Raw genomic sequence first — 21,541 nt, 5'->3', positions numbered from 1 at the left:
GCCTTCAAGCTCCTGGATTTGCCCCTGAACGGGCGGCGGCTCGAGTCGTGCCCGAGAAAGCCCGATCCGGCGGCGGCGAAGTGACTGGTCAAGCCGAACCCGAGAAGGCATAGGCGCGGACCATGCACGATATCGCCTTCATCCGCGCCAATCCGCAAGCCTTCGATGCCGCTCTCGCCCGCCGTGGTGCCGAACCGGTGGCCGATACGATCGTCGCACTCGACGCCAAGAAGCGCGAGGCGACGACAAGGGTCCAGCAGGCGCAGAGCCGCCGCAACGACGCTTCGAAAGCGATCGGCCAGGCCATGGGCCAGGGCGACACGGAGAAGGCCGAGGCGCTCAAGACCGAGGTCGCCGAGATCAAGGCCGGCATGCCCGAATGGGAAGCGGCCGCCGCTGCCGCCGGGAAAGAGCTCGACGACATGCTCGCCCGTCTGCCCAACCTCCCCGCCGAGGACGTGCCGCAGGGTGCGGACGAGAACGACAATGTCGAAATCCACCAATGGGGCGACCGGCGCGAATTCGATTTCGAGCCGAAGGAACATGCCGACCTCGGCCCCGCGCTGGGCATGGATTTCGAGACCGGCACCAAGCTGTCGGGCGCGCGCTTCACCTTCCTGCGCGGCGATATCGCCCGCCTCCACCGCGCGCTGGCGCAGTTCATGCTCGACAGGCAGACGCGCGAGAACGGCTACACCGAGTGCAACCCTCCTGTATTGGTGGGCGACGATGCCATGTACGGCACCGACAAGCTGCCGAAGTTCGCCGAAGACAGCTTTCGTACCACCGACGATCGCTGGCTCGTCCCGACCTCCGAAGTGCCGCTAACCTACTCGGTCGCCGGCGAGATCCTGCCGGACCTTGCCGAGCCGATACGTATGACCGCGCACACGCTGTGCTTCCGCTCGGAGGCAGGCTCCGCCGGTCGCGACACGCGCGGCTTCATCCGCCAGCACCAGTTCGAGAAGGTCGAACTGGTCAGCATCTGCCGCCCCGAAGACAGCGAGGCCGAGCACGAGCGGATGACGAAATGTGCCGAAGGAATCCTCGAGGCGCTGAACCTGCCTTATCGCCGCATGCTGCTCTGCACCGGCGACATGGGCTTCGGCGCGCGCAAGACCTACGATCTCGAGGTCTGGCTGCCCGGCCAGGGCGCCTGGCGCGAGATTTCCTCCTGCTCGAACACGGGCGATTTCCAGGCCCGCCGCATGAATGCGCGCTACCGCCCCGAAGGCGAGAAGAAGACCGTCTTCGTCCATACGCTCAACGGCTCGGGCCTCGCGGTCGGGCGCACGCTGGTGGCGGTGATGGAAAACTACCAGAATGCCGATGGCAGCGTGACATTACCCGAGGTGCTGGCCCCCTATATGGGCGGTGTCACCAAGCTGGAGCCCCGGTCCTGATGCGCATCCTCCTGACCAATGACGACGGCATTCGCGCTCCGGGCCTCGAGGTGCTCGAAGGCATCGCACGCCAGTTCAGCGACGACATCTGGATCTGCGCCCCCGACGAGGAACAGTCGGGCATGGGGCATGCGCTCACCCTCACCCGCCCGGTCCGCCTGCGCCAGCATGACGAGCGCCGTTTCTCGGTCACCGGCACGCCCACCGATGCGGTGACCATGGGCATGCGCAAGGTGCTCGGCGGCCTGCCGGACGTGATCCTCTCGGGCGTCAATCGCGGGGCGAACCTGGCCGACGACATTACCTATTCGGGAACGGTCTCCGCCGCCATCGAAGGCGCGCTGGCCGGGGTTCGCTCGATCGCGCTGAGCCAGGTCTATTCGAAAGAGGGGTTGGGCGAGGACGTTCCCTTCGGTGCGGCGGTCGAATGGGGCGCGAAAGTGCTCGCCCCCCTGCTCGACACCCCGCTGCCCAAGCGCACGCTGGTCAATGTGAACTTCCCGCCCATCCCTGCCGGCGAGGTCAAGGGCATCCGTGCGGTGCGCCAGGGCTTTCACGACTATTCGCGCGGGACAGTAGTCGAGGGACGCGACCCGCGCGGCTTCAAATACTACTGGTTCGGGCTTGAGGCGATCGAACACACGCTCGATCACGGCACCGATCTCGAGGCCATCGACGAGGGTTTCATCTCGGTCACCCCGCTCCAGCTCGACCTCACGCACCACTCTTCGCTGGGCGCACTGGCGGGACGCTTCGCCTAATGGCCGACGCGCGCACCCGCCAACTGCGGATGAGCAAGGGCGTCAAGCCCCTGCGCCGCGCGGTGCGCCTGCCCGTCTGGGGCGATCTCGGCATTCGCCTCGGCCTCGCGCTGCTGCTGATCTTCGCCGTGGTTATGATCCACTGGTGGGACCGCGAGGGCCTGGTCGACAATCTCGATGGCGAGGTGAGTTTCCTCGACGTCGTCTATTTCACCATGATCTCGATCACCACTACCGGCTTCGGCGATATCGCCCCGATCTCCGATCGCGCGCGGCTGGTCGAGGCGGTGATCGTGACGCCGGTCCGTTTCGCCGTGCTCTTCATCTTCGTCGGCACGGCCTATAACTTCCTCATCAAACGCACATGGGAGCAGTGGCGCATGGCCCGTATCCAGGAACAATTGTGCGACCATATCGTGGTTCTGGGCTTCGGCATCTCGGGCTCCGAGGCGGTCGCCGAACTCATCGAACGCGGCACCGAACCGAGCCGGATCGTCGTGATCGATCCGAGCGAAGATCGTCTGACCGAAGCCGAGGCACTCGGCTGTAATGTCCTGGCGGGCGACGCGACGCGCGACGAAACCCTCAAGGCGGTGCGGATCGCGGAAGCATCGAACGTGCTGATCTCCGCAGGGCGCGACGATACCACAATCCTTATCACCCTCACGGCCCGTGCGCTTGCTCCTGCGGTGCCGATCAGCGTCGTCGTGCGCGCGGACGATAACGAAATGATTGCCCGACAGGCTGGCGCGACCAACGTCATCAACCCCGTCCGCTTCACCGGCCTCTTGCTGGCAGGAAGCGCCAAAGGTGAGCATATCGCCGAATATCTCGCCGACCTCGCCAGCATTTCCGGCCGCGTGCAGCTGATAGAACGTGCAGTGACCGAAGAAGAATGTGGCAAGACGCTTGCCGAACTGAAATCGGGAGGGCGCGGGCTCAGGGTCTATCGCCGGGGCAAGGCGCTCGGTTTCTGGGAGCCCGAGTGCCAAACGCTGCAGCCGGGCGACGTCGTGGTCGAGATCGTCCCGACATCCCATGGCGAAACGCAGGGCGACGGCCACGATCGCGAGGACCTCGAGCCCAGCTGATCGCTAGCGGAAGAGCAGGAAGACGCCGCCCATGGCTGCCATGCCGACAATCAAGTGGCCAGCATCGATCAGGAAATGCCTCAAATTCTTGCGCAAATAGAGGTAATTGATCCCGACGGCCGGGGCCATGATCGTCGCGCCGAAGCCCACGGCCATCATCATCACCGCGCGGTCGCTTGCACCGCTGCGCGCGATCGCATGCCACAGGGTGAACGCGACCACCAGTTCGGCAAGATAGGTGAGGCCGAAGATCAGCGGCATGTTGGTGCCCTGGAGTTGATCGTCGCTCATCCCCGCGGCCTTCTGCCATGCCTTGCCGAACAGCACGCCGTACCAGATCGCTCCGACGAGGAAGAAGGCCAGCGCGCCCAGCAGCACTGCCCCGAGGTTGATTTCACCCATATCCGCTCTCCCCGAAACCCTCGACGAGCTGGACGCTAGCGTAAATCCGCGTTCGGGTGTAGGGGCGCGCGCAATCATGAGCACTACCACGACCCCGATCCCCGACCAGAAGAAGGTCGGCATGGTTTCCCTCGGCTGTCCCAAGGCACTGGTCGACAGCGAGCGTATCCTCACGCGCCTGCGCGCCGACGGCTATGCCATGAGCCCCGACTATGCCGGCGCCGACGTGGTGCTGGTCAACACCTGTGGCTTTCTCGATTCCGCCAAGGAAGAGAGTCTGCAGGCGATCGGCGAGGCGATTGCAGAGAACGGCCGCGTCATCGTAACCGGTTGCATGGGCGAGGAAGCCGATGCCATCCGCGCCGCGCATCCGAGCGTGCTCGCGGTGACCGGGGCGCACCAGTACGAGGCGGTCGTCGAGGCGGTTCACGAACATGCCCCACCGAGCCAGGGGCCCTTCATCGACCTGATCCCGCAGCCCGACGTGAAGCTGACGCCACGCCACTATAGCTATCTGAAAATCTCGGAGGGGTGCAATCACTCCTGCGCCTTCTGCATCATCCCCGACCTCCGCGGGAAGCTCGCCAGCCGGCGCATCGATGCGGTCCTGCGCGAGGCGGAAAAGCTGGTCGCGGCGGGTACGAAGGAACTGCTGGTCATCAGCCAGGACACCAGCGCCTATGGCGTCGACACGCGGCACGAGAGCCGCAGCTGGAAGGGCCGTGACGTACGCGCGCACATGACCGATCTCGCACGCGAGCTGGGCCAGCTCGACATCGGCGGCGGCGTGCCGCCCTGGGTGCGGCTGCACTACGTCTATCCCTATCCGCATGTCGATGCAGTGATCCCGCTGATGGCGGAGGGCCTGCTCACCCCCTATCTCGACATTCCCTTCCAGCATGCCAGCCCCAAGGTCCTGCGCGCCATGAAGCGTCCGGCGAACGAGGCCAAGGTGCTCGAACGGCTCAAGGGCTGGCGCGCGATCTGTCCCGAGATCGCGATCCGGTCGAGCTTCGTCGTAGGCTTTCCCGGCGAGACCGAAGAGGACTTCCTGTATCTGCTCGACTGGCTGGAGGAGGCCCAGCTCGACCGCGTCGGGGCCTTCCGCTTCGAACCCGTCGAAGGTGCGCAGGCGAATTCCTTGCCCGATCCCGTGCCAGAGGAGGTCAAGGAAGAGCGCTACGCCCGGATCATGGAAGTGACCGAGCGGATCAGCGCCGCCAAGCTTGCTGCCAAGGTGGGAAGGCAGATCCCGGTGATCATCGACGAAGTCGGCGAGCCCGATGAGGACGGCGACATCGGCGCAACCGGGCGCAGCCAGGCCGATGCGCCCGAAATCGACGGCGCGGTTTACCTTCGCAACGTTCCTCAGGGGCTCGCCTCCGGCGATATCGTAACTGTCTCAATTGAGGACAGCGATGCGCATGACCTGTTCGGAGCGGTAGCCTGATACACCTTCGGGGGTAGTTAACCACCCTGGCAAACCGCGATCCTGGCTACCTATGCTACTCTTCTAAAATAAGAAAATTGCAGCACCGAGCGATCCGTCGCGCCCCTTGCGCGATTTTTCTTCACGCCAATTGCTAAAGCGGAATTTACCTTCGCAAGCCGCAGCCTCGTTGGCTTACGAAGTATCCTCGCCGCCCCCATCAAAACTTTCTTAAACTTAAGACCCTCATAAGGGCGCCCGATGGGTGACCAACGCATCTCGAAACTGGCCGGTCCGATCCTCGACCCTTGGCGTTCGCTGTTCGGTGGACGGCTGTTCGAGCGCCTGCGCAACCTCCTGTGGGCGGGGATAATCTCCCTTGCGCTCTACGGAATTACGTTCCTCCAACCGCTGGATCAATTCTTCTGGCTGATCCAGTCGCGAATTGCAGAGAGAAGCCCGTCGGGTGATATCGTTTTCATCGGTTCCGATGAAGTCCACAACGATCCGCGGTCGCCGCAAAGACGTTACGAGCTGGCCACCGCGCTAGACGAGCTCGACCGCAGAGGCGTGGGCAAGGTCTACCTCGATATGACCTTCGCTGAATCGGATGATCGGAAGGCCGATGCAGAGCTCGCGCGCGCAATCGCCGACCTCGGTCCACGCATCACGCTGGTTGATCGGAAGGTCTACGGGGCAACCGTCGATGAAGCCATCCGAGCCACTTCGCCTGAAATAGCGGGAGCTGCAAGACGAGTCGTCTCGGACCAAACCGATCGTGACTGGTCGGGCCTCGCCTGGGAGCTCCACTACAGCTACCTGGTCAATGGCAAGCAAGTGCCTTCCGCCGCTTCGTCGATGGCAGGCATCGTTGGCAATCCAAAAGCGATCTTTCCGGTCGACTACGGCATTCCTCCCGCGCGCATTCCCGCAATCTCGATTGCGGCGCTGTCACCGAATGCTGCGGCGGCACATTCACATTCGGTGGAAATCACGGGAAAGACCGTCGTAATTGGCCACAGCGGACAAGTTCCGGGCAGTCAGCAGCGAATCCCGCGCCTTGCGAACGCACCTGCAAGCTACGTCGATATTTATGGCGCGGAGACGCTGAAGGCAGGCTATACAAGAAGCCTCAGCGGGCCTGCTACCCTATTCATCTTCTCCGCCCTGCTGGTTCTCGTACTGGCTGTATGCAGGACACGCAGGCGTCGCTGGGTAGCCTATTCGCTCATCGTTGCACTTGCGCCGATCCTCCTGGTTGCCACGTCCAAGATCGGTGTGCGCGTGGAACTCTCGTATGGCGCCGCGCTCCTGGTCATCTACGCCATCTTCCGCTCGCGCATGCGTTGGAAACGGCGTCTCGAGATGGTCAATCTGGAGACGGGACTCCCCAAGATTCGAGCCCTCGAAGCGCGCCTTGTCCGCGATTCGATCGCCAGCGGCCACATCGTCATCGCCAAAATCCAGAATTACGAGCGGGTCCTGAAAACGCTCAGGTCGGACGACAAGGGCAGCTATGTGCTCAAGCTCGTCGACCGCCTCCGTGCGGCCGACCCCAACCTGGCGGTCTACAGCGAAGGTCATCACCTCGGATGGCACGTAACAACCGAGGAGACCGAAGCAGTCGTCGAACACCTGGAGGGACTGCGCGCGATCTTTGCTGCTCCCGTCCAGGTTGGCGGCTTTTCAGTCGACGTCGGCATCACCTTCGGCATCGCATCGATCGACGGCGATCCGCCTGCCCGTCTGGCGGCAGCTGTTGCCGCTGCAGAGGAAACCTCCGAAGCGCATAATCCGATCGCCATTGCTGAGACCGGTTCGCAGACCGACCTTCTGTGGGATATCTCGCTTCGCGCGCGCATCGACGAGGCGATGGAAGCAGGGGAAATCTACTGCGTCTACCAGCCCAAGATCGATCTGAGCACGAATTCGATCGTCGGCGTGGAGGCCCTGGCCCGCTGGCACGACCCGGCACGCGGCTTCATCTCGCCCATGCACTTCATCCAGCAGTGCGAAAAGGCCGGGCGCATGGAACATCTGACCCGCTATGTCCTCCAGAGCGCCTGCTCCGCCGGAAAGCTGCTGCATTTCCGCGGCCACATGATTTCGATGTCGGTCAACATCTCGGCCACCTTGCTCGGTGACATGCGTATCGTGGGCCTGGTGCGTAATGTCCTTCAGGCGACGCGGTTCGCCCCGCAATCGCTGACGCTCGAGATAACCGAGACCGCGCGAATTTCGGACCATAGCGTGGCCGCAAGCATCCTCGACGAACTCAAGGCGATCGGCGTCAGGATCTCGATGGACGATTTCGGCATCGGCGCAGCTAGTTTCGAGGCGTTCTACGAACTGCCATTCGACGAGATCAAGATCGACCGGCTGTTCGTGTCAAATATCGGCAAGGATCCCAAGGCTTTGGCGATCGTCTCGAGCATAGCCGCGATGGGCCGCGACGCGCGAATCACCGTTGTGGCGGAAGGTCTTGAGAACCCGCAGGATATCCCATTGCTCGAGAACGCAGGCTGTCAGCAGGTTCAGGGCTTTGCCTTTTCGCGCCCGCTATCCCTATCTAATCTCCTTGAATATCAGAGTCTTGATATAGAGAGACCGGCCGCAAACATGGTTTAGGCTTTACAAAGAGATATGGTTAATGACATATAACTCCTGAGCAATCAGGAGGTACGACCATGTGGAACATCTGGGAATGGCTGCTGGGTAAGGGCTAAGCCCGCACCTCAGTCACAATTACAAAGGGCCCCTTGCTGGGGCCCTTTTTCGTAGACGCGCTCCTCGAAACGTTCGCGCGGCTGCCGCGTTGAGCGACCAGATGGAGATATGCCCCCCGCCAATGTCATTGTCTGAGCATTCCCCTGCCGTTCGCTTCCCCGCGATCAGCTGGCGCGGCTTGGGGGCACTACCAAAGAATAGGAATGCAGCCCGCTGGCGGACCTCTTCCCGCGCTGTTATCCGCCTGATGGAGGAGGAAGCATCCATGATCGTCAGGCCCGCTGCATGAACGCACCCGCAGATCGCCTGCTTTTGTTCGGCGCCACCGGCGACCTCGCCCAGCGCATGCTGCTGCCCTCGCTTTGCGCGCTCGATGCGGACGGCCTGCTTGAGCCAGAGCTGAAGATCGTCGGCACGGCGCGTTCGGAGCTGTCGACGCAGGAGTATCGCAATTTCGCCCGCGAAGCGCTGGAGAAATACCTGCCCGACCATCGCCGCGGTGGCGTGGCCGACTTTCTCAACCGGCTTAGTTACATCCCTGTCGATGCCACGACGCTGGAAGGATATGACGAGCTGGCGAAGGAAGTCGGCGTATACGAGAAGGGGCTGGCGATCTTCCTGTCGACCGCGCCGAGCCTGTTCGAACCGACCATCGACGGGCTCGTCCATGCCGGATTGACGCAGGGCAACGTCCGCATCGGTCTCGAAAAGCCGCTCGGCACCGACCTGGCGTCGAGCAAGGAGATCAATGACGCGGTGGCCAAGGCCTTCTCCGAAGATCGCATCTTCCGCATCGATCACTATCTCGGCAAGGAAACCGTCCAGAACCTGCTGGCGCTGCGCTTCGCCAATCTGCTGTTCGAACCGGTGTGGAATTCGACTTATATCGATCATGTCCAGATCACCGTGGCCGAGACCGTGGGGCTGGAATCGCGGGTGGCCTATTACGACGACAGCGGGGCGCTGCGCGACATGGTCCAGAACCACATGCTCCAGCTATTGGCGCTGGTGGCGATGGAGCCCCCGTCCAGCTTCGATTCAACCGCGGTGCGCGATGAAAAAGTAAAGGTGCTGCGCGCGCTTCGCCCTATTGCCAGGGACCAGACCGTGACCGGCCAGTACCGCGCGGGGGCTGTCAACGGCGAGGCCGTGCCTGGATACGACGAGGAACTCGGGAAGGACAGCGACACCGAGACCTTCGTCGCCCTGAAGGCGCATGTCGACAATTGGCGCTGGAAGGGCGTGCCCTTCTACCTGCGCACGGGGAAGCGACTGCCCGAGCGGGTGACCGAAATCGTCGTCCAGTTTCGCTGCATTCCGCACTCGATCTTCGAGGGGCGCGGGGCGAGCACCCAGCCCAACCGCCTCGTCATCGGTATCCAACCCGAAGAGAACGTCCAGTTGTCGATGATGGCGAAGGTTCCCGGACTGGACCGCGAGGGCATCCGGCTGCGCCAGGTGCCGCTCGACATCGCCATGCCCGACGCCTTTTCGGGCGCGGTCCGCCGCATCGCCTACGAACGTCTTCTGCTCGACCTGATCGAGGGCGACCAGACGCTCTTCGTTCGCCGCGACGAGGTCGAGGCGCAATGGGAGTGGATCGACGCCATCCGCGCGCTGTGGGAAAGCGAGGGTATCAAACCCAAGACTTATGGCGCGGGCAGCTGGGGCCCGAGCGCTGCCATCGCGCTGGCAGAACGTGACGGGGTAAGCTGGCATGACGAATAAACCGCTCAACGATACGATCCATCGCGTTACCGAACGGGTGATCGCCAACTCGCGCGACAGCCGGGCCGCCTATCTCGATCTTATGGAGCGCGAAGGCGAGCGGCAGGTCAATCGCGGATCGCTGTCGTGCTCGAACCTCGCCCATGCCTTTGCCGGCGCCGAAGAGGACCAAGCCGCGATCATGGCGGCCAGGGGCCCCAATCTGGGCGTCGTGACGGCCTATAACGACATGCTCTCGGCCCATCAGCCCTACTATCGCTATCCCGAGAGGATGAAGATCTGGGCGCGCGAGGTCGGCGCCACCGTCCAGGTCGCGGGCGGGACGCCGGCCATGTGCGACGGGGTGACGCAGGGCGAGGCGGGCATGGAACTGTCGCTCTTCAGCCGCGATACGATCGCACTTTCGACCACGATCGCACTGAGCCACGCGATGTACGATGGTGTCGCACTACTCGGCATTTGCGACAAGATCGTACCCGGCCTGCTGATGGGCGCGCTGCGCTTCGGCCATTTGCCCGCGATTTTCGTGCCCTCGGGCCCGATGGGTACGGGTATTTCGAACAAGGAAAAGCAGCGCGTCCGCCAGCTTTATGCCGAGGGCAAGGCGAGCCGCGAGGAATTGCTCACCAGCGAGATGGGCAGCTATCATTCGCCCGGCACCTGCACCTTCTACGGCACCGCCAATTCCAACCAGATGATGATGGAGATGATGGGCCTCCACGTACCCGGCGCGGCCTTCGTCCAGCCGGGCGCGAAGCTGCGGCAGGAACTGAGCCGCGCCGCCACTCACCGGCTCGCCGCGATCGGCAAGGCGGGGGAGGATTTCCGCCCGCTCTCACGCGTGGTTGACGAAAAGGCCATCATCAATGCGGCAATCGGCCTTCTCGCTACCGGCGGATCGACCAACCACGCGATCCACATTCCCGCCATGGCGCGCGCCGCCGGAATCCGCTTCGACTGGACCGACCTCGCCGAACTGTCCTCGGCGGTGCCGCTGGTCGCTCGCGTCTATCCCAATGGCTCGGGTGACGTGAACCATTTCCACGAGGCCGGCGGCATGGGCTACGTCATCGGCACCCTGCTTGATGAGGGCCTCGCCCACGCCGACATCGTGACCGTGTGGGAGGGCGGCTTCGAAGCCTATTCGCGGGAACCCGGGATGGATGGCGACACGCTGACCTGGCGCGAGCCGGGACCTTCGGGCGACAGCGAAATGCTGCGGCCCGCCTCTGCCCCCTTTCAGGCTGATGGCGGCATGCGCCTGGTCCAGGGCAATCTCGGCCGTGCCTGCTTCAAGTCCTCCGCTGTCGAGCGCGAGCGGTGGACCGTCGAAGCGCCGTGCCGGATCTTCGAGGACCAGCCCTCCGTCAACGAAGCGTTCCGCAAGGGCGAACTCGACAAGGATGTGGTGGTGGTCGTCCGCTTTCAGGGCCCGCGCGCCAATGGCATGCCCGAACTGCACAAGCTCACACCCGCGCTCGGCGTCCTGCAGGACCGCGGCTACAAGGTAGCACTCGTTACCGACGGGCGGATGTCGGGCGCCTCGGGCAAAGTGCCCGCAGCGATCCACTGCACGCCGGAAGCGCTTGGTGGCGGCCCGCTGGCGAAGCTGCGCGATGGCGACATCGTGCGCGTCTGCGCGGTTACGGGAGAGCTTTCGACCGGATCCGATCTCGACAGCCGCGAGCCTGCCCCGGCCCCCGATCCCGATATCGGAATGGGCCGCGAACTCTTCGCCATGTTCCGTGCCGGTGCCGATGGCGCGGAACAAGGTGCATCGGCCATGCTCGCGATGGCGGGTCTGTGACCATGGATCTCGTCAGCGTCGATATCGGCGGCACGCATGCTCGCTTCGCCATCGCCACGGTGGCCGATGACGGCTCGATCAGCCTGGGTGAACCCGAGACGCTCCACACCGAAGATCATGCCAGCTTCCAGACCGCATGGGAGGATTTCCGCGAGCGCATGGGCGGAACCCTGCCGCCGCGCGTGGCGATGGCCATCGCCGGGCCCGTGGGCGGCGATGTAATCCGTTTCACCAACAACCCGTGGATCATCCGCCCGGCGATGGTCCGCGAAAAGCTCGGCGTCGAGGACTATTGCATCGTCAACGATTTCGAGGCGGTGGCGCACGCGGTGGCGCGCGTCGACGACGATCAGTTCATCCACCTGACCGGTCCCGACAAGCCGCTCGCGCCGACCGGGCGCCTCAGCGTCCTCGGGCCCGGGACCGGCTTGGGCGTTGCCCATCTCTACCGCGAGCCCGACGGAACCTATCGCGTCTCGGCGACCGAGGGGGGACATATCGACTTCGCCCCCCTCGACCAGATCGACGATGCGATCCTCGCCCGCCTGCGCAAGCGTCATACCCGAGTCTCGGTCGAACGCGTCGTTGCCGGTCCCGCCATTTCCGATATCTACCAGACGCTCGCCGCGATGGAGGGCAAACCGGTCGCCGAGGAAGACGACATCGGAATCTGGAAACGGGGGCAGGACGGCAGCGACAGCCTCGCCGCGGCGGCCGTCGACCGGTTCTGCCTGTCACTGGGCAGCGTTGCCGGCGATATCGCACTCGCTCAGGGCGGTTTCGGCGGCGTCGTCATCGCCGGAGGGCTCGGCTATCGCATCCGCGAGACACTGGTGAAGTCGGGCTTTGCCGAGCGGTTCAAGGCCAAGGGCCGCTTCCAGGAGCTGATGGCATCGATCCCCGTCAAGCTCATCACCCATCCGCAGCCGGGCCTGTTCGGTGCCGCTGCAGCATTTGCCAGGGAACACGCATGACCATCGCCGACATCATGCAGACCGCACCGGTCATACCGGTGATTGTGGTCGACGAACTGGAGCATGCCGAACCGCTCGCGCGCGCGCTGGTTGCTGGCGGGCTCCCGGTGCTCGAAGTCACACTGCGCACCCCGGTCGCACTCGATGCGATCCGTGCGATGAGCAGGGTAGACGGCGCGATCGTCGGAGCGGGAACGGTGACCAACGGGCGGGAGCTCGCCGAGGCGATCGACGCAGGAAGCCGGTTCATCGTGTCGCCCGGTCTCACCGAGCCGCTCGGCAAAGCCGCAAACGCTGCCGAAATCCCCTTCCTTCCCGGGATCGCGGACGCCGGAGATATCATGCGGGGGCTCGATCTCGGCCTGACCCATTTCAAGTTCTTCCCGGCCATGGCGGCAGGCGGGCTGCCCGCGCTCAAGGCGCTCGCAGCTCCCTTCGGTCAATGCCGTTTCTGCCCTACAGGCGGAATTTCGCTGGCCAATGCGGCCGAATGGCTCGCCTTCGATCCCGTCCTGTGCGTGGGCGGCAGTTGGGTGGCCCCGCGCGGCCCCGTCGACGAGCGCCAGGTGCAACAACTGGCCCGCCAGGCCGCGACGCTGGCGGATTGACCGGTTCGGAGGAACCATGTGCCCGCGCGGGACGCCGACCGCGCGTTGCTGGAAAATTCATCCCTTCGCGGGCATAGTATCGCCATGGACGTGATTCTGAAGTGGATCGGTGGGGGAACCGTTGCGGTCGGGCTGGTGCTGGCTGGCGTCGCCTTGGGCGGCCGGGCGACGGCAGATGATGAGCCGGGGGGGGCACCTGTCGAGTCGGCCCAAGCTGCCGCCCAGCCCGTCTTCGCGCATGGCGCGATTGCCGCCAAGGCTGCCGCCGATGCTGACAGGCTCTACACCGTCCGTCGCATCCTGCAGATCGACGGCCCGATAAAGTATGGCGAATGGCACTGGAACGACGAAGGTGTGCCCGACGGCCCCCTGCTCGTGACCGTCGATCTCGACGCACGCGTCATCTCTATTTTCCGGGGCGGCTACGAAATCGGCGCGGCAGCCGTGATGCTCGGTACAGACGAGCACCCGACCCCGCTCGGGGTGTTCCCGATCCTATGGAAGGACCGTCACAATGTTTCGGAGAAATATGGCAATGCGCCGATGCCCTGGAGCCTGTTCCTGACAAACGACGGCGTCGCCATCCATGGCGGGCACCTCGTCGAGAACGGCTATGCCAGCCATGGCTGTATCGGCGTTCCCGACGAGATCGCCAGCCGCCTCTTCGCCATCGCCAAGAAGGGCGACAAGGTTGTGATCACCGATGGCCAGCGGATCGGCCTCGGCGACAGCATCATCTGAGGTCGCCCTCAGCCGCCGCGACGCGGTGGTTCGGGCGTACAGACGTAGAAGTCCTCCATCTGCTCGATCAGCACACCGGCTATATTCCCGCGTTTGCCGAAGGTCTTGAGAAATGAGATGACCTCACCGCGCGACACGTTGCCGCCCAGCGTTTCGATCGCGCGGGTGACAAGTCTTGCCGAAATATCGTGCCAAGCAGTCACCGGCATGGCGACGCGCGCCTCGCCGACCGAGGCCTTCGAATCCCACAGCCGGTCGGCGACCGACTGCAAGGTGCGTTCCGCCTCCTCGAGATGCGCGGCCGATTGGGCCAACGCCCGCGGGTCGATCCAGTCGGCCCGTTCCAGTTCGCGGCGGATCCTGACCCGATCGAAGCTCGCATCGCGATTACTCGGATCCTCGACGAAAGGCAGGCCCAGGTCCTGAACGATTTGCAGCAGCTCGCTCTTTCGGAAATCGAGCAACGGCCGCATGATCGGTACCGGACATCCTTCCATGACCGTACAGGAGCGAATTCCGGCGAGGCCTGACAGACCACTTCCGCGGTTCAGGCGCATCAGCAGCGTCTCCGCCTGATCGTCGGCGTGGTGCGCGGTGGCGATGGCGGCCAGTTTCCGCTCCGCTGCCCATGCGCCGAACGCGGCATAGCGTGCTGCACGGGCGCGATCCTGTACATTGCCTTCCGCCACATGCACCTCGAGGATACGGCACGGAATGCCGCGCGCGCGGCACACGCGCTCGACCAGCGCGCATTCCTCGGAAGCTTCGGGCCGCAGGCCATGATCGACCGTGGCAACCTCGATCCGGTCGTTCATCAGGTCTTGGGCCAGAGCCAGAAGCGCCATGCTGTCCGACCCACCCGAGACGGCGAGGCCCAATTTGCCGATAGGTCTGTGCGCGCGGAAGCCGGCTTCGAACCGCGCAAGGATCGCTTCGTCTACGAAAGCGTCAATCGCACTTCACCTTGCCACGCACGGCATCGTACTCGCTCTGGAGCCGCCCCGTCGCCAGTGCGGGATAGGTTTCGGAAAATTCGGCCAGCGCTATGCAGGCGCGGCGCGTGTCCTCCAGCGCGATCATCGTCTTGGCCAGGTAAAACAGGCTGTCTCCGGCGCGTGCACCGGCTTTGTCTTCCTGATAATTCTTCAGGAACCAGGGCGCCGCTTCCTTGGCCTTGCCATCGTCGAGATAGGCGCGGCCGAGCAGGTTGCGTCCATAGGTCGCGCGCCAGTGCTTCGGGTTCTTCTCGACGAACAGCGTGAGCTGCTGCTGCGCCTCGGGATAGAAGCCGGCATCCCACAGGCGGAAACCGTAGGAATATTCGTCGTCGGCCGGATCGTCGGTCTGCGGCTTGGCGATCGCCTGCACCGCCGCAAGGCGTTCGGCAGTCGGGCCGGCAGCCCTTGCTGTCGCTACCGAGCGCGAGGCCCCGGTACTCGTCTCCGACGCGGATTTCGGCGCGGCTTCGACCACCGCGCTGGTACTCTTCGCTCCTTCGAGCGCCTCGATCCGCTGGGACAGCATGCGGATGGTGTTGCCGTTCTCTTCATTGAGCGCTGTCTGGCGCTGCAACTGCGCCTCGAGCGCATCGAGCCGCGCGAGGATGTCGGTTACCGCGCTTGTCGAGGGGTTCGCGACGGTCGAGCGCACCGTCGGCTGGGCGCTGATCTCGGGTTCGAAAAAGCGCCCGTCGCCGCCCGGGAAAACCTTGCGCTGCAGCGCGTGGACCTCGGCTTCGAGGCGGCGCAGGCGCGCTTCGTCATTGCCGTCCTGCGGCAAGGCCGGCGTTGCGCTGGCCAAGAGAGCGACGCCGGCTCCCATCATGGACAGGTTGCGGGCGAACGATCCGAACATCATCGGTAGGCTCCTGGTAGGATATCCGTAGGTTGCGAAAGTGCCCTAGCCCCGCGAATCTGTCGAGGTCATGAAACGGGCTTATCCCCTTTCGGGAGGGGCGGAGGGGTCAGCCCTCGTTGGCGGCCGCTTCGTCCGGCGCGGTCGGCCTCCTGTCTCGTGCGAGCAAGGCTGCGGCGGTGACCGGCATATCCTTGATCACCTCGTCGTCCTCCGAGAGCTTGGGGACCGGCCGCCCGCCGACGGTTATCGCCAGAGCATAGGGCCGGCCCGTCCAGACCTGTGGCCCTTCGGCATCGGCCGGAATGGTATAGCTGTCACCCTTGTTCATTTGCGCTTCGTACAGGCGCTCTCCCGCGGCATCGTAGAACTTGACCCATGTACCGTCCATTTCGCTGGTGAAGACCACCGGCCCTGAGGCGGCGGGTGCTGCGGCCTGGCTTGCTGCAGCGCGCGGCGGCTGCGGTCGCTCCGCGACCTGAGCTGCGGGATCCTGCAGGGGCGCCGGCCCCAGGCCCGGCGCGAAATAGCTGCGGTAGAAGGCGTAGATACCGCCGACGAGCAGAACGGCCGCGAACAGCGCGAACCAGACGAGGCCGCGACCCGGGACACGGGCCGGGTCACCCGGTTCGAACCGGGTCGGTGCCGCGCCGCGATCGTCGCCTTCGGCAAGTTCGATGCGAACCTGGTCGACGATCTCGCGCTCGTCGAGCCCGACCAGGCGGGCATAGGTGCGCGAAAAGCCCACGGCATAGGTACGTGCCGGAAGGTCGGCGAGTGCGCCATTTTCAATCGTCAGGAGATGTCGCTGCGGGATCCGAGTCTCGGCGGCAACCTGCGCCAGTTCCAGCCCCGCTGCTTCGCGCGCACGCTTCAGCCGCGCGCCAACACCGCCGGCTTCGACTGCCGGCTCTTGTTCAATGGATTCTTCGTCGCTCATGCGGTCCCCGAATAATGCGATCCTGCGGTTTTCCCGCCTTTGGTCTTGACGCAGGAAAAGCGAACCCGCGGCACGCCTGTCAAGCATCCATAATAGCACAGCGTCACACTACCGACGAGAAGAGGCGGTTTCGCGACGAAATCAGTCAAGGTCGATATCGTGCTTACCCGCCCAATCCTGCAACGCACTGCGCATGTCGGGTGGAGGCGCCGCCAGCCAGCGCGACATCTGCTCGGTCAGTTCGACGAGATCCACCTTGCGGACCAGTTCCTTGATCGGTCCGACCGCCGCAGGCGTGATCGACAGGCGGCGATAACCGATACCGAGCAGCGCCAGCGCCTCGAGCCGCCGCCCGCCCATCTCTCCGCATACGCCGAGCCGAACATTGTAGCCGACCAGCGTTTGCGACACCCGCGCCAGAAAGCGCAGGATCGCCGGGCTTAGCCAGTCATAGCGCTCGGCCAGCTTGGGGTTGGCGCGATCGGCGGCAAAGAGGAACTGCGTCAGATCGTTGGTGCCGACCGAGATGAAGGACAGTTTCGGCGCCAGCACATCAAGCACCTCGGCGAGCGCGGGCACTTCGAGCATGCAGCCATACTCGATCGTCTCCGGGAGCAGCTTGCGCCGTTCGCGCAGGAAGGCGAGCTGATCCTCGAACACCTGCCTGCCCGCGTCAAATTCCCAGGGCTCGCTCACCATCGGGAACATCACCGACAGGGTTCGCCCCGCTGCCGCTTCGAGCAATGCCCGTGCCTGCGCCTTGAGCAAGCCCTCGCGTTCGAGCGAAAGCCGCAGGGCGCGCCAGCCCATTGCCGGATTTTCGTCACGCTCGGCAACGGGATTGTCGAGATAGGGCACCGCCTTGTCGCCACCGATATCGACCGTGCGGAACACCACCGGCTTGTCACCCGCGGCATCGAGAACATCGCGATACAGGCGCATCTGCCGGTCGCGCTGCGGCAGGGTGGACGAGACGAGGAACTGGAATTCGGTGCGAAACAGTCCGACCCCGTCGGCGCCGCTCATCGCCAGCGCGCTGATGTCGTCGCGCAAACCGGCATTCATCATCACCGTAATGCGGGTGCCGTCGCGGGTGAAGGGCTCGACGTCGCGCAATTCGGCATAGGCCGCCTGCTTCTCGCGCGTACGAGCGAAGCGCGTCTCGAAGGCATCGAGCACCTGCTGGTTGGGTCGCAGGGTGACCGTACCCTTGTCGGCATCGAGGATGACCTCGTCGCCTTCGGCCACGCGGGTCCGGATGCCGGTAACCCGGCCGAGAACCGGCACGCCCATCGCACGTGCGACGATCACGACATGCGCGGTGAGCGAGCCCTCCTCGAGCACCACCCCCTTCAAGCGTCGGCGATCGTATTCGAGCAGTTCGGCAGGCCCGAGATTGCGCGCGAAGAGGATCGTGTCGCGCCTGAGCCCCTGGGTCGCCGCCGTACCCAGCTGGCCCGAGACGATCCGCAAAAGGCGGTTCGACAGGTCCTCGAGATCGTGCATCCGGTCGGCCAACAGCGGATCGTCGATCTCGCGCATGCGCATGCGCGTACGCTGCTGGACGCGCTCGATCGCCGCCTCGGCGGTCAGTCCGCTGTCGATCGCCTCGTTGATCCGGCGGCTCCAACCTTCGTCATAGGCGAACATCTTGTAGGTCTCGAGGACCTCGACATGTTCCCCACCCTTCCCGAATTCGGGCTCCTTGGCCATCGCGTCGATCTGGTCGCGCATCTTGTCGAAAGCGCGGTAGACGCGCTGGCGCTCGGCCTCGATATCCTCGGCCACGACCTGGTCGATCTCGATCCGCGGCTGGTGGAACACCGCTTGTCCGGCCGCGAGGCCTTTCACCAGGGTCAGGCCTTCGAGCACGTCGTTCTCGATATGCGCAATGTCGAGATCGATCGCCTCTTCGCCATCGACCAGTTCCTTGTGCGCGATCAGCTCGGACAACACCATGGCGGTGGTCTGCAGCGCCTCGATCTCGACATCCTCGTAGCGCCGCGGCTCGACGTGCTGGACGCACAGCACGCCCACCGCGCGTTCGCGATAGACGATCGGCACGCCGGCAAAGGAGTGGAACTTCTCCTCACCCGTTTCCGGGCGATAGGCGAAATCGGGATGCGCCTTGGCCTCGGCGAGGTTCAGTGTCTCGATGTTGTTGGCGATGGTCCCCGTCAGGCCCTCGCCCACGGCCAGCCGGGTGACGTGAACCGCTTCGGGATTGAGGCCGCGGGTCGCATAAAGTTCGAGCGCGCCCTCGCGCAGCAGGTAGATCGAACAGACTTCGCTCGTCAGGCTTTCGGCGATGATCTCGACCACGCGGTCGAGTTTGTGCTGGGCATGGGTGCGCCCGGCCATGACCTCGTGCAGGCGGGTGAGGATCTGGCGGGCGGAGGCTGCGGCTGACATGGCCGAAGCCTATAGCAAATAAGTCGAAATGCGGAAGCGGGACGCGGGGCCCCGCTCCGCAGTTTCCGCAATCAGCAGGAAGCGAGCTCTTCCTTGATCCGGAGCTTCTGCTTTTTGATCTGCTGGATCATCGCGATGTCGGGCGCCGGCCTCGTCTGTTCCTGGTGCAGGCGGGCTTCGAGACCGGCATGCTTGGCTTTGAGCGCATCGACATGGGATGATTGCATCGGAGTAGTCTCCTTTACGGTTGTACGACCTCAGGAGCGACTCGTGCGCAAGCGCGGAACGAGCCGCAGACCAAGTATCAAACCACAGGATTGATAATTTACAAAGCGCCGAGTTGGGGGCATGCGGCAGGTCGGTCGCGACGGGCGACAATCTGGAATTGGCGGCGTGAACGAACAGGAATTGCGCAAGAGACTGGCACTGCTGCGCAGCGAGCACCGCGATCTCGATGTGGCGATCGCGGCACTGGGCGATGCCGGCGCGGAACGCGGCTTCGTCGACCAGTTGCAGATGGCCCGGCTGAAGAAGCGCAAGCTGGCGCTGAGGGATCGCATCGCGGCGATCGAGGATCTGCTGCTCCCCGATATCATCGCCTGAAGCGCGCTCATGTCCCCCCTGCCCGGCGTTTCACGACGGGACGGGCGTGGTTAATCTTCTGGCCGCGGGTCGCGGCGATGCGTAGGAAATTCTCCATGCCTGCTCGCGATCTCAACGAAGAAATCATCGAAGACCTTTATGCCGAAGCGCTCGTCCTCGCCGACGATGCGCGCGCTGCCTTCGACCTGCGGTTCACCGAGCGGAGCGAAAACCCGGACGATCTGACCCGCGTCGCCCTCTCCATCGAAGGCCTGCGTACGACGACGCGGCTGATGCATGTTCTGGCCTGGCTGCTCAACCAGCGCGCCTATCTCGCCGGCGAACTGTCCGAGCAGCAGATCGCGCGTTGTGGCGCCCTGCCCGAGGAACGCGCGAGCGACGCGGACAATCTCGCGCGGCTCGAACCCGCGACCTGCGCCCTGATCGAGGATAGCGAGCGGCTCCATGCACGCGTGGCCCGGCTCGATCGCGACTGGCGGATCGATCGGATCGCGGCTCCGCCAGTCGCCGCGCTCCACGGACGCCTTGCCCAGGCCTTTGCTCTCGGCTGATCAGGCCGCGGCGAGTGCCTTGGCGTAGCGCGCCAACCGCGCTTCTCGAACCTCTTCTTCCATCTGCGGAGCAAAGCACCGCGCCCCGCCGCGCATGGCCTTGGCGGCGGCTTCGAGGCCTGCGTGCATCCCACATCCCACGGCTGCGAGCATGGCCGCCCCGAGCGCGGTGGTCTCGACGAAGTCCGGTCGTTCCACTTCGATGTCGAGCATATCCGCGAGGTCCTGCGCCATCCAGTCGTTGGCGCTCATGCCGCCATCGATCCGCAGCCGCGACCACGGCGCACCATCCGCGGCGAAGGCGCTTGCGAGATCGTGTGTCTGGTGCGCCATTGCCTCGAGCGCGGCGCGCGCGATCTGCGCCCTGCCACTGGCGAAACTGAGGCCGGAAATGACCCCGCGCGCACCGGGCGCCCAATGGGGTGCGCCCAGGCCCGCGAGCGCTGGAACGATCACGACCTCGCCGCTATCCTCGATCGAGCGCGCCAGCGCCTCGGTCTCCGCCGCACTTCCGATCAGGCCGAGTTGGTCGCGGAGATACTGGACCAGGCTGCCGGCGACGAAGCAGGCGCCCTCGATCGCATAGGTCCGTTGTCCTGCCTCTTGATAGAGCACGGTACCCAGCAGGCGGTTGTCCGAACGTGGAATGTCCTGCCCCTTGTTGGTGAGCACGAAGGCGCCGGTGCCATAGGTCGCCTTGGTCTCGCCGAAAGCCAGGCAGCCCTGCCCGATTGTGGCCGATTGCTGGTCACCCGCAAGGCCGCAGATCGGGATGGCCGCGCCGAGACAATCGGTGTGGCATTCGGCCAGCCGGCCATGCGTGTCGACGACCTCGGGCAGAGCGGCGCGGGGCACGCCGAAGAGCTCGCCCAGATCCTCGTCGAACTGCGCCCCGTCGAGCGCCAGCAGCAGCGTGCGGCTGGCGTTGCTCGCATCGGTAAGATGCGCGCCGCCCGAGAGCTTGTAGACCAGCCAGCTCTCGACCGTACCGAAGGCGAGTGTGCCCTTTTCGGCCGCACCACGAACCGCTTCGTCGTGGTCGAGCATCCAGCGCATCTTGGTGCCCGAGAAATAGGGATCGAGCAGCAGGCCGGTGCGCCGCTGAACTTCCGGCTCGTGACCGTAATCCTTCATGCCGGCGCAGAATTCGGCCGTGCGACGGTCCTGCCAGACGATCGCGCGTGCGATAGGTTCGCCCGTATCGCGGTCCCACGCGACGACGGTTTCGCGCTGGTTGGTAATACCGATGGCGGCAATCCGATCCGGCACATCGCCGACGACTTCGCGGGCGCAGGAAAGCATCTTCTCCCAAATTTCGCCGGCATCGTGCTCGACCCAGCCGGGCCTGGGATAATGCTGCGTCAGTTCGGCCTGGGCGACGCCCTCCAGCGTTCCGTCGGGTGCAAAGATCATCGCCCGGGTCGAGGTGGTCCCGGCATCGAGGACGAGGATACGGTCGGCCATGCTCTCTCCCTTGCAGACGGCGGGACGTGACATGGCGCAGCCTTGT

At 64.5% G+C, this 21,541-nt stretch carries 19 protein-coding genes; 12 read left to right on the top strand and 7 right to left on the bottom strand.

The annotated features are described in order from the left end of the window. Positions 1-122: 122 nt before the first annotated feature. From serS to ACN4E0_RS10710, 3 genes are read left to right on the top strand one after another with little or no spacing between them, the layout of a single operon-like run. Positions 123-1,403, top strand: coding sequence for a serine--tRNA ligase (gene serS, locus ACN4E0_RS10720; protein WP_419567699.1), 1,281 nt, complete (start codon positions 123-125; stop codon positions 1,401-1,403). Further along, positions 1,403-2,164, top strand: a complete 762-nt coding sequence (surE, locus tag ACN4E0_RS10715) for a 5'/3'-nucleotidase SurE (RefSeq protein WP_419567698.1) — start codon at positions 1,403-1,405, stop codon at positions 2,162-2,164. Before serS ends, surE begins: the two co-directional genes overlap by 1 nt. Next, on the top strand, positions 2,164-3,255 hold the full coding sequence (locus ACN4E0_RS10710) for a potassium channel family protein (RefSeq protein WP_419567697.1): 1,092 nt from the start codon (positions 2,164-2,166) through the stop codon (positions 3,253-3,255). Before surE ends, ACN4E0_RS10710 begins: the two co-directional genes overlap by 1 nt. Positions 3,256-3,258: 3 nt before the next feature. On the opposite strand, the gene ACN4E0_RS10705 is transcribed toward ACN4E0_RS10710, so the two are convergent. After that, complete coding sequence (locus ACN4E0_RS10705; protein WP_419567696.1) at positions 3,259-3,657, bottom strand: DUF1761 domain-containing protein; 399 nt, start codon at positions 3,655-3,657, stop codon at positions 3,259-3,261. Between the two features lie 76 nt (positions 3,658-3,733). Between ACN4E0_RS10705 and rimO the strand changes: the two genes are divergently transcribed. From rimO to ACN4E0_RS10670, 7 genes are all read left to right on the top strand, one after another. Next, entirely contained in the window at positions 3,734-5,107 is a 1,374-nt protein-coding gene (gene rimO / locus ACN4E0_RS10700; RefSeq protein ID WP_419567694.1) for a 30S ribosomal protein S12 methylthiotransferase RimO, read from the top strand. Between the two features lie 240 nt (positions 5,108-5,347). Next, positions 5,348-7,714, top strand: a complete 2,367-nt coding sequence (locus ACN4E0_RS10695; RefSeq protein WP_419567692.1) for an EAL domain-containing protein — start codon at positions 5,348-5,350, stop codon at positions 7,712-7,714. Between the two features lie 384 nt (positions 7,715-8,098). Then, positions 8,099-9,541, top strand: coding sequence for a glucose-6-phosphate dehydrogenase (gene zwf, locus ACN4E0_RS10690; RefSeq protein ID WP_419567691.1), 1,443 nt, complete (start codon positions 8,099-8,101; stop codon positions 9,539-9,541). After that, on the top strand, positions 9,531-11,348 hold the full coding sequence (gene edd / locus ACN4E0_RS10685; RefSeq protein WP_419567689.1) for a phosphogluconate dehydratase: 1,818 nt from the start codon (positions 9,531-9,533) through the stop codon (positions 11,346-11,348). The genes zwf and edd overlap by 11 nt, the downstream gene beginning before the upstream one ends. A 2-nt stretch (positions 11,349-11,350) precedes the next feature. Continuing rightward, entirely contained in the window at positions 11,351-12,322 is a 972-nt protein-coding gene (gene glk / locus ACN4E0_RS10680; RefSeq protein ID WP_419567804.1) for a glucokinase, read from the top strand. Further along, a complete protein-coding gene (eda, locus tag ACN4E0_RS10675; RefSeq protein ID WP_419567688.1) occupies positions 12,319-12,930 on the top strand; it encodes a bifunctional 4-hydroxy-2-oxoglutarate aldolase/2-dehydro-3-deoxy-phosphogluconate aldolase in 612 nt (203 codons plus the stop codon). The genes glk and eda overlap by 4 nt, the downstream gene beginning before the upstream one ends. A gap of 84 nt (positions 12,931-13,014) precedes the next feature. Continuing rightward, on the top strand, positions 13,015-13,671 hold the full coding sequence (locus ACN4E0_RS10670) for a L,D-transpeptidase family protein (protein WP_419567686.1): 657 nt from the start codon (positions 13,015-13,017) through the stop codon (positions 13,669-13,671). A gap of 8 nt (positions 13,672-13,679) precedes the next feature. Here the strand turns inward: ACN4E0_RS10670 and tilS are convergent, their stop codons facing one another. The 5 genes from tilS to ACN4E0_RS10645 form a co-directional block, all read right to left on the bottom strand. After that, positions 13,680-14,549, bottom strand: coding sequence for a tRNA lysidine(34) synthetase TilS (gene tilS, locus ACN4E0_RS10665; RefSeq protein WP_419567685.1), 870 nt, complete (start codon positions 14,547-14,549; stop codon positions 13,680-13,682). A gap of 70 nt (positions 14,550-14,619) precedes the next feature. Then, positions 14,620-15,525: a tetratricopeptide repeat protein gene (locus ACN4E0_RS10660; protein WP_419567802.1), complete on the bottom strand. Its 906-nt coding sequence runs from the start codon at positions 15,523-15,525 to the stop codon at positions 14,620-14,622. Between the two features lie 109 nt (positions 15,526-15,634). Beyond that, entirely contained in the window at positions 15,635-16,465 is an 831-nt protein-coding gene (locus tag ACN4E0_RS10655) for a helix-turn-helix domain-containing protein (protein ID WP_419567683.1), read from the bottom strand. Between the two features lie 141 nt (positions 16,466-16,606). Next, a complete protein-coding gene (gene ptsP / locus ACN4E0_RS10650) occupies positions 16,607-18,877 on the bottom strand; it encodes a phosphoenolpyruvate--protein phosphotransferase (protein WP_419567681.1) in 2,271 nt (756 codons plus the stop codon). 71 nt (positions 18,878-18,948) lie between these two features. Further along, complete coding sequence (locus ACN4E0_RS10645) at positions 18,949-19,104, bottom strand: YdcH family protein (protein WP_221603367.1); 156 nt, start codon at positions 19,102-19,104, stop codon at positions 18,949-18,951. A 166-nt stretch (positions 19,105-19,270) separates the two neighbouring features. Between ACN4E0_RS10645 and ACN4E0_RS10640 the strand changes: the two genes are divergently transcribed. After that, positions 19,271-19,480, top strand: a complete 210-nt coding sequence (locus ACN4E0_RS10640; RefSeq protein WP_419567679.1) for a YdcH family protein — start codon at positions 19,271-19,273, stop codon at positions 19,478-19,480. A 95-nt stretch (positions 19,481-19,575) separates the two neighbouring features. After that, positions 19,576-20,031: a DUF1465 family protein gene (locus ACN4E0_RS10635; RefSeq protein ID WP_419567677.1), complete on the top strand. Its 456-nt coding sequence runs from the start codon at positions 19,576-19,578 to the stop codon at positions 20,029-20,031. Here ACN4E0_RS10635 and ACN4E0_RS10630 read toward each other — a convergent pair whose 3' ends face one another. After that, on the bottom strand, positions 20,032-21,495 hold the full coding sequence (locus tag ACN4E0_RS10630) for a glycerol kinase (RefSeq protein WP_419567675.1): 1,464 nt from the start codon (positions 21,493-21,495) through the stop codon (positions 20,032-20,034). It lies immediately after the preceding gene. Positions 21,496-21,541 lie beyond the last annotated feature (46 nt).

The organism is Qipengyuania sp., assembly GCF_048550555.1.
Taxonomy (GTDB): domain Bacteria; phylum Pseudomonadota; class Alphaproteobacteria; order Sphingomonadales; family Sphingomonadaceae; genus Qipengyuania.
This window is presented reverse-complemented; position numbering and strand designations above follow the sequence as displayed.